Origin of the sequence: Pseudomonas sp. B26(2017) (genome assembly GCF_002113045.1) — a bacterium.
Lineage (GTDB): Bacteria > Pseudomonadota > Gammaproteobacteria > Pseudomonadales > Pseudomonadaceae > Aquipseudomonas.
On sequence record NZ_NEJJ01000019.1, the window covers coordinates 36171 to 50227 of the forward strand.

9 protein-coding genes are annotated in these 14057 nt (G+C 61.8%); 3 read left to right on the forward strand and 6 right to left on the reverse strand.

What is annotated here, in order from left to right; translation table 11 throughout:
* Positions 1-100 precede the first annotated feature (100 nt).
* The 5 genes from CAF79_RS24505 to tpx form a co-directional block, all read right to left on the reverse strand.
* Complete coding sequence (locus tag CAF79_RS24505) at positions 101-1570, reverse strand: efflux transporter outer membrane subunit (RefSeq protein WP_085700701.1); 1470 nt, start codon at positions 1568-1570, stop codon at positions 101-103.
* Complete coding sequence (locus CAF79_RS24510; protein ID WP_085700702.1) at positions 1567-4674, reverse strand: efflux RND transporter permease subunit; 3108 nt, start codon at positions 4672-4674, stop codon at positions 1567-1569. Before CAF79_RS24510 ends, CAF79_RS24505 begins: the two co-directional genes overlap by 4 nt.
* Positions 4671-7775 carry an MdtB/MuxB family multidrug efflux RND transporter permease subunit gene (locus tag CAF79_RS24515; protein ID WP_085700703.1) on the reverse strand — a complete coding sequence of 1035 codons (3105 nt, stop codon included), beginning with the start codon at positions 7773-7775 and terminating at the stop codon, positions 4671-4673. Before CAF79_RS24515 ends, CAF79_RS24510 begins: the two co-directional genes overlap by 4 nt.
* Positions 7772-9079: an MdtA/MuxA family multidrug efflux RND transporter periplasmic adaptor subunit gene (locus tag CAF79_RS24520; protein WP_085700704.1), complete on the reverse strand. Its 1308-nt coding sequence runs from the start codon at positions 9077-9079 to the stop codon at positions 7772-7774. Before CAF79_RS24520 ends, CAF79_RS24515 begins: the two co-directional genes overlap by 4 nt.
* Before the next feature lie 187 nt (positions 9080-9266).
* Entirely contained in the window at positions 9267-9767 is a 501-nt protein-coding gene (gene tpx / locus CAF79_RS24525; protein WP_085700705.1) for a thiol peroxidase, read from the reverse strand.
* Positions 9768-10037: 270 nt separating this feature from the next.
* Between tpx and CAF79_RS24530 the strand changes: the two genes are divergently transcribed.
* The 3 genes from CAF79_RS24530 to CAF79_RS24540 all read left to right on the forward strand — a co-directional run bounded on the left by CAF79_RS24530 (position 10038) and on the right by CAF79_RS24540 (position 13263).
* Positions 10038-10463 carry a YciI family protein gene (locus CAF79_RS24530; protein WP_074690904.1) on the forward strand — a complete coding sequence of 142 codons (426 nt, stop codon included), beginning with the start codon at positions 10038-10040 and terminating at the stop codon, positions 10461-10463.
* Positions 10464-10612: 149 nt separating this feature from the next.
* On the forward strand, positions 10613-12271 hold the full coding sequence (locus CAF79_RS24535) for a J domain-containing protein (RefSeq protein WP_085700706.1): 1659 nt from the start codon (positions 10613-10615) through the stop codon (positions 12269-12271).
* Positions 12268-13263: a DUF3829 domain-containing protein gene (locus CAF79_RS24540; protein ID WP_085700707.1), complete on the forward strand. Its 996-nt coding sequence runs from the start codon at positions 12268-12270 to the stop codon at positions 13261-13263. Before CAF79_RS24535 ends, CAF79_RS24540 begins: the two co-directional genes overlap by 4 nt.
* Before the next feature lie 49 nt (positions 13264-13312).
* On the opposite strand, the gene CAF79_RS24545 is transcribed toward CAF79_RS24540, so the two are convergent.
* Positions 13313-13984, reverse strand: coding sequence for a DUF3313 domain-containing protein (locus tag CAF79_RS24545; RefSeq protein WP_085700708.1), 672 nt, complete (start codon positions 13982-13984; stop codon positions 13313-13315).
* Positions 13985-14057 lie beyond the last annotated feature (73 nt).

The window sequence follows — 14057 nt, forward strand, 5'->3', positions numbered from 1 at the left end:
AGCCCGGGACGCTCCGCGTCCCTTCCAAGGCAGGACGCAGAGCGTCCGTGGAGGCATTCCCACGCAGAGCGTGGGAACGATCAATGATCATTGCTTCACGTCAGCGGTTATCAGTGGTTTCCAACTGGCCGTCCCAACCACCGCCCAGCGCCGCGATCAACTGCACGCTGGCGATCAAGCGGTTCTGCAGAATATTCAGGACAGTGCGTTCATTACTCAGGGCAGTCGCCTGCACCACCACCACATCCAGATAAGCGATTACGCCAGCCTTGTACTGGTTTTCGGTCAGACGCAACGAGTCTCGTGCCGCGTCAAGGGCTTCCTGGCGCACCGCCGCTTCGTCCTCGTACACCTTCAACTGCACCAGGTAGTTTTCCACTTCACGGAAGCCGTCGAGCACGGTCTGGCGGTATTTGGCCACGGTCTGGTCGTACACCGCTTCGGTGCGGTCGACTTCGGCCGAACGGATGCCGCCGTCGAACAGCGGCAGGGTCATTTTCGGCCCCACCGACCAGAAGCGGTTCGGCAGGCTGATCAGGTTCTGCGAGGTACTGCTGCTGTAGCCGCCGCTCAAGCTCAGGCTGAAATCCGGGTAGTACGCAGCCTTGGCCACACCGATGTTGGCATTGGCGGCGATCACTGAACGCTCGGCCGAAGCAATGTCCGGGCGGCGTTCGAGCAATTGCGACGGCAGGCTCAGCGGGATCTGCGGCAGCTTGGGAATGTCCTGGGTTTCGGCAATGTTGAATTCGGCGGGCGGCTGGCCGGTCAGTACCGCGATGGCGTTTTCGAACTGCGCCCGTTGCCAGACCAGGTCCACCAGATCGCCCTGGGCCGTTTTCAACTGGGTCTGCGCCTGCGCCACCGCATCGCGCCCGGAAACCCCGGCGTTGTACTGGTTCATGGTCATTTTCAGCGAGCGCTCGTAAGCGGCGACTGTCGATTCAAGCAGGCGTTTCTGCTGATCGATCACCCGCAATTGCAGGTAGTTCTGCACCAGTTCCGACTGCTGGCTCAAACGCATCGCCGCCAGATCGGCGTAGCTCGCCTGGGCACTGGCTTCATTGGCTTCGAGGCCACGACGCAATTTGCCCCAGACATCCGCTTCCCAACTCACGCCCAGTTGCGCGTTGTAGGTGTCACGAATCCCGCTGGCGGAACTGCTAAGGCTCGAACTGCTGCTGCCGGTGCCCTGACTGGAGCGTGTCTTGCCGGCGCTCAGATCGACGCTCGGGTAAAACGCCCCCCGCGCGCTGCGCACCAGGGCCTGGGCCTGACGGTACTGGGCTTCGGACTGGGCGACGGTCTGGTTGGAGCTGTTGAGTTTCTCGATCAGCTCGTTGAGCTGACGGTCGCCATACAGCTCCCACCAGGCACCACGCGCCAGGGAATCGCTCGGGTTGGCCTGACGCCAGCCTTCGGCTTCCTTGTACTGGGCGATTTCGGCGGTCTGCGGGCGCTGGTAGTCCGGGCCGACGGCGCAGGCACTGAGCATCGCCACGCACAGAGACAGGCTCAGCAGGCGCGAGCCGCGAACGGTAGCCAGATTGATAAGCGAACGGTCAGTCATAGCGGAGTTTCCAGAGCTGCATCGGTGCGCACGCCACGCCATTTGTTGAAACGATGGCGCAGCTTGTCGAGATAGAGGTAAACCACAGGCGTGGTGTAGAGGGTCAGCACCTGGCTGAAGACCAGCCCGCCGATGATGGTCAGGCCCAGCGGCTGGCGCATTTCGGCGCCTTCAGCCCGGCCGAGCAACAACGGCAAGGCGCCGAGGATCGCCGCCAGCGTGGTCATCAGGATCGGCCGCAAACGTTGCAGACAGGCGCTGCGGATCGACTCCAGCGGCGCCATGCCTTGATGACGCTCCAGTTGCAACGCCAGGTCGATCATCAGGATCGCATTCTTCTTCACCACGCCGATCAGCAGGAACAGCCCGAGCAGCGAGATCAGGCTGAACTCGCCGCCCAGCGCATAGATCGACAGCAACGCACCGACGCCGGCCGACGGCAACGTCGAGAGGATTGTCAGCGGGTGAATGTAGCTTTCATACAAAACGCCCAGCACCAGGTACACAGCCAGCAACGCACCGAGGATCATGAACGGCTGACTCTTCTGAGTCGCGGCGAAAGCGTCAGCGGTGCCGGCCATTTTCGCGATCACGTCTTCCGGCAGGCCGACCTTGGCAATCGCCCGCTCGATGGCGGCGCTGCCCTGCTCCACCGTCACGCCTTCGGCCATGTCGAAGGCAATGCTCTCGGAGGCGAACTGGCCTTCGTGGCTGACCCGGTCGTCTTCCAGGCTGTTTTCATAATGGGCGAACGTCGACAACGGAATCCGCGCACCGTCGGCAGTGATCACCTGAACCTGCTTGAGCGTCACCGGATCCTGGGCATATTTCGGATTGACCTCCATCACCACCTGATACTGGTTGAGGCTGTCGTAGATCGTGGAAATCTGCCGCTGACTGTAGGCGTTGTTGAGCACGGCGGTGACCATGTTCATGTCCACCCCCAGGCGCTTGGCCTGATCGCGGTCGACGATCAACGTCACCTGCTGCGCACCGCGCCCTTCACGGGCGTCGATGGCCGTCAGTTCCGGCAAGGCTCGCAGCGCGGTGACCACTTTCGGGTACCACTCGCGCAAGGCGCCCAGATCACCACTTTGCAGGATGTAGCTGTACTGCGACGTGGTCTGCTCGCGGCCGCCGCCGAATTGCAGATCCTGGTCGGCCATCAGCATCAGTTGTGCGCCGGGCACTTTGGGCATTTCCTTGCGCAGGCGCTCGATGACCTTTTGCGCCGAGATATTGCGTTCCTTGATCGGCTTCAGGCGTACCAGCATGAACGCGTTGTTGGTGCCGTTGGTCCCACCGATGAACCCGGCAACACTCTCGACCGCGTCGTCCTTGAGCACCGCTCGGCGGAAGGTCTCCATTTTCGGCTGCATCACGCTGAACGACAGACCATCGTCACCGCGCACGAAACCGATCAACTGGCCGGTGTCCTGCTGCGGCATGAAGGTTTTCGGCACGACGACATAGAGGGCGACGTTCACCCCGACCGTGATGATCAGGCTCAGCAACGTCAGGCGACGGTGACGCAACACCCAGTCGAGGCTGGTGGCGTATTTGCCGACCATCCAGTCGTTGGTGCGCCGGCTCCAGCGTTGCAGGCGGTTTTCCTCGCCCGGCTTGTGGGGTTTGAGCCAGCGGGCGCAGAGCATCGGGGTCAGCGTCAGCGAAACCACCAGCGACACCACGATGGCCGCCGCCAGGGTGATGGAGAATTCGCGGAACAGGCTTTCGATGATCCCGCCCATGAACAGGATCGACAGGAACACCGCCACCAGCGAGACGTTCATCGACAGCAAGGTAAAACCGACTTCCCTGGCCCCGAGGTAGGCGGCCTTCATCGGTTTTACGCCTTCGTCGATGTGCCGGGAAATGTTCTCCAGCACCACGATGGCGTCGTCCACCACCAGCCCGGTGGCGAGAATCAGCGCCATCAGCGACAGGTTGTTCAGCGAGAATCCGTAGAGGTACATCACTGCAAAGGTGCCGACCAGCGACACCGGCACCGCCAAGGTCGGAATCAGGGACGCGCGGAAGTTACCGAGGAACAGGAACACCACCAGAATCACCAGTGCCACGGCGATCAGCAGGGTCATCTCCGCTTCATGCAGGGTAGCCTTGATCACCGGCGAACGGTCCATCGCCAGGTTCAGTTTGACGCTGGCCGGCAAGACCGCTTGCAACGCCGGCAACTGCGCCTTGATCTCGTTGACCGTCTCGATGATGTTGGCACCGGCCTGGCGGTTGATCACCAGCAGCACCGCCGCGTCATCGTTGAAGAAACCGCTGTTGTAGCGGTCTTCCACGCCGTCGCTGACCTTGGCCACGTCTTTCAGACGCAGGGCCGCGCCGCCGTTGTAGTGGATGATCAGCGATTCGTAATCCTTGGCTTTCTCCAACTGGTCGTTGGCCTGAATCTGCCACAGGCGCTGGTCATCCTCGACCGAGCCCTTGGGCCTGCGCACGTTGGATTCGGCGATGGTCTTGCGCACATCGTCGAGCGCTACGCCGTACTGGTTCAGCGCCTGGGGTTCGAGTTCGATGCGCACCGCCGGCAGCGAGCTGCCGCCGATCTGCACTTCACCGACGCCCTGCACCTGGGACAGGCTCTGGGACAGGATGGTCGAGGCCAGGTCGTAGAGCTGACCCTTTTCCAGCACGTCCGAGGTCAGCGACAACACCATGATCGGTGCCTGCGACGGGTTGACCTTCTTGTAGGTCGGCATGCTGCGCATCCCGCTCGGCAGCAGGTTGCGCGAAGCGTTGATCGCCGCCTGCACTTCCCGCGCCGCGCCGTTGATGTCGCGGTCGAGGTCGAATTGCAGAATCACCCGGGTCGAGCCCTGGCTGGAGCGACTGCTCATGGTGTTGACGCCAGCGATGGCGCCGAACGAGCGCTCCAGCGGCGTGGCCACCGTGGAGGCCATGACTTCCGGACTGGCGCCGGGCAGGCTCGCCTGCACGACGATCACCGGGAAGTCCATTTGCGGCAGCGGCGACACCGGCAGCAGGCCGAAACTCACACCGCCCAGCAGCATGATCGCCAGGCTCAGGAGCATGGTCGCCACCGGACGCTTGATGAAAGGGCCGGACAGGTTCATGGCTGTTCCACCGGCTCCACGGCCGACGGTGCACGGCCCCAGCGCCGGCCGAGACGATCGAAGTACAGGTAGATCACCGGGGTGGTGAACAGCGTCAGTACCTGACTCACCAGCAACCCGCCGACCATCACCAGACCCAGCGGTTGACGCAATTCAGCGCCGGAACCGGTGGCCAGCATCAACGGCACTGCACCGAACAGCGCCGCCAGCGTAGTCATCAGAATCGGCCGGAAGCGCAACAGCGCCGCCTGATAGATCGCCTGCTCCGGCGCCATGCCCTGGGTGCGTTCGGCGTCGAGGGCGAAGTCGATCATCATGATCGCGTTCTTCTTCACGATACCGATCAGCAGGATGATGCCGATGATCGCGATCATGCCCAGATCGTTGCCACTGAGCAGCAACGCCAGCAAGGCCCCCACCGCTGCCGACGGCAAGGTCGACAGGATGGTGATCGGATGAATGTAGCTCTCGTAAAGCACCCCGAGCACGATGTACATGGTCACCACCGCCGCCAGAATCAGCAGCAAGGTGCTCGACAACGAGGCCTGGAACGCTTCGGCTGCGCCCTGGAACTGGGTCTGCACGCCGAGCGGCATGCCGATGTCCTTTTGCACCTGCTCGATGATGTCCACCGCATGCCCCAGCGCCACGCCCGGCGCGAGGTTGAACGACATCATCACCGCCGGGAACTGGCCGATGTGGGTGATCGCCAGTTGCGCCTGCCGTTCCTCGACGTGGGCCAGACTCGACAACCGCACCTGCCCGCCATCGGTGGTCTTGACGTGAATCTGGTCAAGCGCCTGCGGGCCGATCTTCTCTCCAGCCTGAGCCTGCAGCACCACACGGTACTGGCTGGCCTGGGTGTAGATGGTCGAAATCTGCCGCTGGCCAAACGCGTCGTACAACGCATCGGTGATGTTCGATACCGACACGCCCAGCCGGGAAGCGGCGTCGCGGTCGATCACCAGGAACACCTGCAAGCCCTTGTCCTGCAAGTCACTGGCAACGTCGGTCAGTTCCGGACGCTGGGCCAGCGCCTCGACCAGGCGCCCGCTCCACAGGCTGAGCAGTTCGGAATCCGGCGACGACATGCTGAACTGGTACTGGGTGCGGCTGACGCGGTCTTCAATGGTCAGGTCCTGCACCGGCTGCATGAACAGGCGGATGCCCACCAGTTTGTCCAGTTGCGGTTGCAGGCGGGCAATCACTTCGGTGGCGGTCAGATCACGCTGGCCATGAGGCTTGAGGTTGATCAGCAGCCGACCGCTGTTGAGCGTGGCATTGTCACCGTCGACACCGATGTAGGACGACAGGCTTTCCACCGCCGGATCTTCCAGAATCACCTTGGCCAGCGCCTGCTGACGCTCGCCCATGGCGGCAAAGGAAATCGACTGTGGCGCTTCGGAAATCCCCTGGATCACCCCGGTGTCCTGCACCGGGAAGAAGCCCTTGGGCACCACCATATAAAGGAACACGGTCAGGGCCAGCGTACCGATGGCCACCAGCAGGGTCAGCGGCTGGTGCTTGAGCACCCACTGCAACTTGCGCCCGTAAGCGGCAATCATCCAGTCGATAAACGCACCGCTGGCACGGTAGAAGCGGCCCTGTTCATGTTCTTCCGGCTCACGCTTGAGCAGACGCGCGCACATCATCGGCGTCAGGGTCAGCGAAACGACCAGGGAAATCAGGATCGCCACCGCCAGGGTGATGGCGAATTCGCGGAACAACCGCCCCACTACGTCGGCCATGAACAGCAGCGGAATCAGTACCGCGATCAGCGACAGAGTCAGGGAAATCAGGGTGAAGCCGATCTGCTTCGCGCCCTTGAGCGCGGCCTGCATCGGGCTGTCGCCCTCCTCGATGAAGCGCGCGATGTTTTCCAGCATCACGATCGCATCGTCGACCACAAAACCGGTGGCGATGGTCAGCGCCATCAAGGTCAGGTTGTTGACCGAGAACCCGGCAAGGTACATCACGCCGAACGTACCGATCAGCGACAACGGCACGGCCACCGACGGAATGATCGTAGCGCTGGCCCGTCGCAGGAACAGGAACGTCACCATCACCACCAGCGCGATGGCGATCAGCAATTCGTGCTGCACGTCGGTCACGGAGGCGCGGATGGTCTGGGTGCGGTCGGTCAGCACGACAACGTCGAGACCGGCCGGCAGGTTGTCGGTGATGCTTGGCAGCAGCGCCTTGATCCGGTCGACCACCTCGATCACGTTGGCGCCCGGCTGACGCTGGATGTTCAGCAGAACCGCCTGATTCTGGTTGGCCCACGCCGCCAGACGCTCGTTTTCGGCGCCGTCGACGATCTGCGCGACATCCTTGAGCCGCAATGGCGCGCCGTTGGCGTAGGCCAGGATCAGGTTGGCGTAATCCTTGGGTGAGGTCAGCTGGTCGTTGGCATCGAGCATCGACACCCGGGTCGGGCCATCGAAGTTGCCCTTGGGCTGGTTGACGTTGGACGCGCCGATCAGCGTGCGCACGTCCGACAGGTTCAGGCCGTTGGCGGCGAGCGCCTCGGGGTTGACCTTGATCCGTACCGCCTGACGCTGACCGCCGGCAATGCTGACCATGCCGACGCCGCTGATCTGGGCGATCTTCTGCGCCATGCGCGTATCGACCAGATCATTGAGTTTGGGCAGCAACATGGTTTTCGAAGTGATGGCCAGGGTCAGCACCGGGGTGTCCGCCGGGTTGACCTTGTTGTACACCGGCGGCGCCGGCAAGTCGGTCGGCAGCAGGTTGGTCGCGGCGTTGATCGCGGCCTGCACTTGCTGTTCGGCGACGTCCATGTTGATGTCGAGGCTGAAACGCAGGGTCAGCACCGAGGCACCGCCGGAGCTGGTCGAAGCCATTTGCGTGAGACCCGGCATCTGCCCGAACTGACGTTCCAGTGGCGCGGTGACGGCACTGGTCATTACGTCCGGACTGGCGCCGGGATAAAGAGTCATGACCCGGATAGTCGGGTAATCGACCTGCGGCAACGCCGACACCGGCAGCAGGCGATAGGCAATCAGACCGGCCAGCACGATGGCCAGCATGCTCAGTGTGGTGGCGACCGGGCGGAGGATGAACAGGCGCGAAATGTTCATGCGCCCTTCTTGGCTTTGTCGGTGACGGTGGCGTCAGGCGCGTTCGCGGCCGACTTGCCTTGCAGGTGCTCGGTCGGAGTGGTCGGTACGTCCTTGCTGTCGTTGACCACTTCCACTTCGCTGCCTTCCTTCAGGCGGTCAGTGCCTTCCAGCACCACGCGATCGCCAGCGGCGAGGCCTTCGGTGATCACGGTGTTTTCGCCGTCGCTGGCACCGATCTTCAACTGGCGGATAGTGACTTTCTTGTCGCCGTCCAGCGCGTAGACGAAGGTGCCATTGGTGCCGAACTGAATGGCCGCCGAGGGCGCCAGCACCACACCTTTCAAGGTGTCTGCCAGCAGGTGGATGTTGACGAACTGGTTGGGGAACAGCGACTGATCGCGGTTCTCGTAGCGAGCCTTGAATTTCAGGGTGCCGGTGGTCACGTCAATCTGGTTGTCGAGGCTTTGCAGCACACCGGTGGCTTGCAGTTTGGTGTCGCCACGATCCCAGGCTTCGGCGGGCAGCTTGGCGCCGCTGCGGTAGCGGGCAAGCACGGTTTCCAGGCTGTTTTCCGGCAGGGTGAAGGCGACGCTGATCGGCTGGGTCTGGGTGATCACCGCCAGGGAAGTCGTGTCGTTCGCCGCCACCAGGTTGCCGACGTCGAGCTGACGCAGGCCGACGCGACCGGCAATCGGTGCGCGGATTTTGGTGAATTCAAGATTGAGCTTGGCGTCGTTGACCGCCGCCTGATTGGTTTTCACGGTCCCGAGGTACTGGCCGACCAGCGCTTCGGCGGTATCCAGGGTCTGCTTGGCGATGCTGTCTTCCTTGTAAAGACCGCGATAACGCTCGACATCGACCTGGGCGTTCTTCAACTGCGCCTGATTCTGCAGCAAGGTGCCTTCAGCCTGGAGCAAGGCGTTCTGGTACGGACGCGGGTCGATCTCCGCCAGCAGGTCGCCGGCCTTGACCATCTGCCCTTCCTCGAAATAGATCTTCACCAGCTCGCCACCGACCCGGCTGCGCACATTGATAGTGTTAAGCGCCGTGACCGTGCCCAGTGCCTTGTAATACAGCGGGAAGTCCCCGGTGACCGCCGGCGCCACGCGCACCGGAATCGGCCCCGCCGCGCCGCCGAAGCCCGGCCGCATCATCCCGGAACGCCCCGTGTGACCGGCCTGCGCCTTCTCGCCGCCCTCCTTTTGGGTCGAACCGGCGGGCCAGAATTTCCAGCACAGACCGGCAATGACCAGCAAGACAAGCAGGCTCAACAGCCAGCGACGGGAGTTTCGGGAAGACGATTGCATGGAGTGATTAACCATTGGGCGCGTGGGCTTCTTTTACGGGAGGCTGAACGATAAGCACTGACCGGGATTTAGCAAAGCAGCTTTACCGGCAATTTACCTTCCACTTACGTTTCAAGGTGTGAGGCAAAACACTGATACACAAATGAAAACGGCCTGGACAGGGCCAGGCCGTTAACAATTGTAAAAGCGCTGTTCAGAACACTTATTTCAAAACCGAGAGTGCCGCGTCGTAGTTAGGCTCTTCTGCAATTTCCTTGACCAGTTCGCTGTACAGGACGTTGTCGTTTTCGTCCAGAACAACCACCGCACGGGCGGTCAGACCTTTCAGCGGGCCGTCAGCGATGGCCACACCGTAGTTCTCGATGAACTCGGCGCCGCGCAGGGTCGACAGGTTTTGTACGTTTTCCAGGCCTTCGGCGCCGCAGAAGCGAGCCTGGGCGAACGGCAGGTCAGCCGAGATGCACAGCACCACAGTGTTGCTGATGTCGTTGGCCTGAGCGTTGAACTTGCGCACGGAAGTGGCGCAGGTCGGGGTGTCGACGCTTGGGAAGATGTTCAGCACTTTGCGCTTGCCGGCGAAGTCTTTCAGGGTGACGTCGGACAGATTGCCGGCTACCAGGGAAAAGGCTGGCGCCTTGGAACCGGCTTGTGGCAGTTGGCCGTTGACTTGAACCGGGTTGCCTTTGAGAGTGACTTGAGCCATGAACGGAGTCCTTCTTAACGTTGTTGGGAAAGCATGCAAGAGGCGGAAGTTAACCACGAAATTGTCCGACGACCTATGCCTGGACTGAAATTGTCATGTGCTGGCGCCCAAAACTGGATACACATTCTCCAGGCTTCCCACATCCCTGCTCTCAAAGAAGGTGCTGCTTGTTAAAACGCAAGTCTGCATCTTTTCTTTAACGACCTGTCGATTCCGACCCGAGCCGTTCGACTAAGCCATGAATCCCTTACCTGACTGTGGAGAAACACCATGCGCTTCATGATCATTGTCAAAGCCAGCCACGACTCCGAAGCCGGCGTGATGCCCAGCGAGCAACTGCTGACCGACATGGGCAATTACAACGAGGAACTGGCCAAGGCCGGCATTCTGGTTTCCGCCGACGGCCTGCACCCCAGCAGCAAAGGCGCCCGTGTGCGCTTCAGCGGCGAAAACCGTAGCGTGATCGACGGCCCGTTCGCTGAAACCAAGGAGCTGATCGCTGGCTACTGGATCTGGGACGTGAAGTCCAAAGAAGAAGCCATCGAATGGGTCAAGCGCTGCCCTAACCCCATGCCGGGCACTGAATCGGAAATCGAGATTCGCCAGGTGTTCAGCGCGGAGGATTTCGGTGCCGAGTTCACCCCGGAACTGCGCGAGCAGGAAGAACGCATACGCGAACAAGCCAAAAAACACTGAAGCCCCGAATGGAGAACATCAGCATTTTCTTTAAGGCCGGTGGCGACTGAACGAGACACGAGGACTTTTCGACGCGAAACAGGTAGGGTGCGCAACATCACAATGCCACCACTGGATCGCGTCGCGGTTTTTATGGAGTTGTCATCGCAATGAGTTGCTGGACCGTCCTTGGCCTGTCGGCCGACGCCGATGTGCGCACTATCAAACGCCAATATGCCGTCCTGCTCAAACAGACCCGCCCCGACGACGACCCCGAGGGTTTCCAGCGACTGCGCGATGCCTATGAGCAGGCGCTGGCCTACAAGGAATGGCAGCAGTATCACGCGCAGGATCAGGACGAAGTTCAGCAACAAGCGCAGGACCAGCGCATTGAGGAATCCTGGGACTTGAGCGGCCTGACCGTGGTCGAGGTCGACGCCCTGCAACTGGCAACCCGCTCGCTGGACGGGCTCAGCGTTGAAGAGCTCGAACATCGCCACACCGTCGCCCTCGAACAAGGCTGTGCGCATATCTTCGAGGACACGCTGCTGCATCACTGCATCGAACACCCGCAATCCTCCGACAGCTTGGTGGACTGGGCAGTGCCGACCTTTTTCTGGTTCAGCGCCTGGCAACGGCTGGAGCTGGATGAGGAATCGATCGAGCTGTTGCTGGCCCGGCAGCGCACGCGTATCACGCAACCGATGCGTGATGCCCTCGAACGCGAAGACGTTGACGAATTCCTCCAGGCCTACGCCCGCCGTGCGGATTTCAACTGGCTGGCGATTGAACAACATCAGCAATGGTTCAACCGTGCCCTGAGCCAGATGCTGCTGGATTCGCCTTTCTGGTCTCCCAAGGTATTCGAACGGGTGCGCACCGGTCAGGGCTGGCACGGCGGCACAGGGAATCCCTGCCCTGACGGCGAATGGCAACGCCTGCTGGCTCGACAAAATGCGCCGTTTTTTGTGGCACGCCAGCAACAGCTCGCCCTGGAACCACCCGCCACCCCCGAACACCGCGCCGCCCGCCTGCTGCTGGGTACCGGCTCGTTCAGCGCCCGCCGTGCGCTGGCCCGACGCTTGCGCGAAGAAGACTGGGCGCAGTGCCGCAAGTTGAGTTCCGAACTGTACGCCAATCACCCCAATGTCTGCGCGCAGATGCCCGGCGGCACGGCGTTTTTCTGGCGCGACTGGGAATTGAGTTTCAATGACTGGCCAACCTACGTGGGCGTGGTGTTGGCCTGCCTGATCGGCGCGTTCACCCATTACATTCCGTTGGGCGCACGCCTCAGTGGACTGATCAATATCGTCATGATCTCGACCGTGGTGTTTGGCGTGATCGTGGCGGGGCTCAATTGGCTGGTGCACAACGTTGCTCATCGCGTTTGGCGGCTGGATGACCGGCTCAGCGCAAGCCTTTGCCCCGGATCCCTCAAAGACTGGCCGCCGTTCGGCGTGCTGCGCGACTTCGTGCCCGGCGCGCTGATGGTGGCCGGGCTTGCCTGGTTTTTCGGCCCGATTGCCGGCGTGGTGTATGCCGCAACCCTTGCAACGTTCGGACTGGTGCGGCGCTGGCAGTCCCGGCCACGGGTGTCCTGGGAAGAGAGCCGACCTGCCGTGAAAGTCGGCGTGACGATCCTCGGGATTGTAGTGCTGGCCCTTGTGCTCGGCGTGTTCAAGGTGGTCGCCAGCCAAGGCACAGTCAATCGCAATCAGGGCTTGCAACCCTGGACCGAACGCCTGTGCAGCCGCTTGCCGGCCACCACCGCCGAATGCAGCGCACCGGCCACCGTTGAACAGTGGTACGGCAAGGAGGCGCGACCATGAGCAGCAGAGTGATGTTTTGCGTCGGTATTTTCTTCGCGCTGGTGGTGATGGCGCTGACCAGTGCGACCCGACCTTTCCTCCAGCTCGATCTCTGGCTGGATGGACGCGATGCGCCGGTCACCGCTCAGGCCAATGCCCTGAGCCCGCTGATCGCGTGCGTCAACCGGATCGACGTGCAATGGCGAGCGGCCTACGATCGCTACAAGAACCCTCAACCGCCCTTGCCTCGCGACCAGCGCTGGTTGAAGAGCCTCAAGGATTTCGACGACAGTGACGCGTTCAATGTGCGCGACATACAGCGTGATGTCTGCGGTCAGGGCCTCACGGAAAAACTCGAACTGCTGACCTGGCAACCAGAGCTGGCGCGACAGGCCAACGAGTATGTCCGGGCGCTGAATCACGTCACGACGACCATTGCTCCAGCGCGCTTTTACCGAGAGGCGAGTTTCATCTCCGGATCGCAACAGCCCTCACCTGGCGAACTCGCGGCGATCGAGCGCGTGTCACAGGAGTACATCGGCGCTTCGACAGCTCTGCGGCAAAGCCTGCTGCCGCTCGACGCCGCGCAGCGTCCCGAACAGCTCAAGCTGATCGAAGCGCGTCTGGGCAGGGACATTCACTGGGACTTGCTGGCGTACATGATTCAGGCGCGGGAGACCGTCGATGTGCTCGACGAAGCGATGAAAAACCGCACCCTGACCCCGAAATTGCTGGCCGAGACCATCGCAAAGCTGCAACAGGCCTGGAACCGTCGCGAACCCTGGCTCGCGCCGCGCACCGGTGGGTTCCAGAACAAGACCGATGCCGCGCGTGATCTGTGGCTGCGCATTGGCGAGCCGGGGCAAAACTATCTCGAGGCGTTGAACACCCTGCAGGCAGACTGGCAGAACCATGCACAGCCTCAGCGCCTGAGCGAGGACTATTACGCCGTGACCCGCAGTTACGACGGCTTGCTCAGCCATTACAACCGGCTGGCACGCGCCAACTTCTGACGCAGTGAACCCGCCGGGTCGTCCGTTGGGGCAACCCGGCGCGCCGGTCTTACCTGGCCTTGAGCTTGAGGTAGGACTGATGCAGATCCGCCGCCCAGCCGTCGATCACGCTTTTCACATCATCGGCCTTCATCACCTGCGAATCGTTTTCCAGTGGTTTGCCGGTGCCCTTGCGCACCACTTGCGCCGCCACCTTGTTGGTGCCGCCGTCGAGGAACACCGCTTCGGTCGCCAGGGTGGTTTCCTGATCACGAATCCCGCTGGCGGTACTGACCGCTGCGGCGACCAGAGCAATCGGAATCACTTCATAGGCATGCAGGCTTTCGGTCTTGCTGCTCACGGCGGTGATGGCCGCGCGCACCACGATCACACCCGGTCCGGGGCCTGAGGCCAGCGGCAGGGATTTGCCCAATTCACGCTTGAGTGCCTGATCGTAATAGCTGGTGATGCCGTTGAGGGTCTGCTGCGGAATCTTCACGGTGGGTTGCGGTTTGGGATAGAGCTGGGTCGGTTCGACGTAGACGCTGGTGAATTTGCCGATGTCGATTTTCGGGTCGATCCAGCGCATCACTTCGGCCCCCGACGGAGATTTGGCCTCCCTGAGCTGACTGTAGTCCTTGAGGAAGCCTGAGTATTCGTCGGGTGCGACGGTTTTGCTGGAGCAGCCCACTACGCCCAGCGTGGCAATGCACAGGGTGCTCATCATTACGGCTAGCTTCATGCTGTAACTCCTGTCGGAAGGCCGAATTTATTGCGTCGGGGGGAGTTACAGGTATAGCTGAATCCGTGTCGTT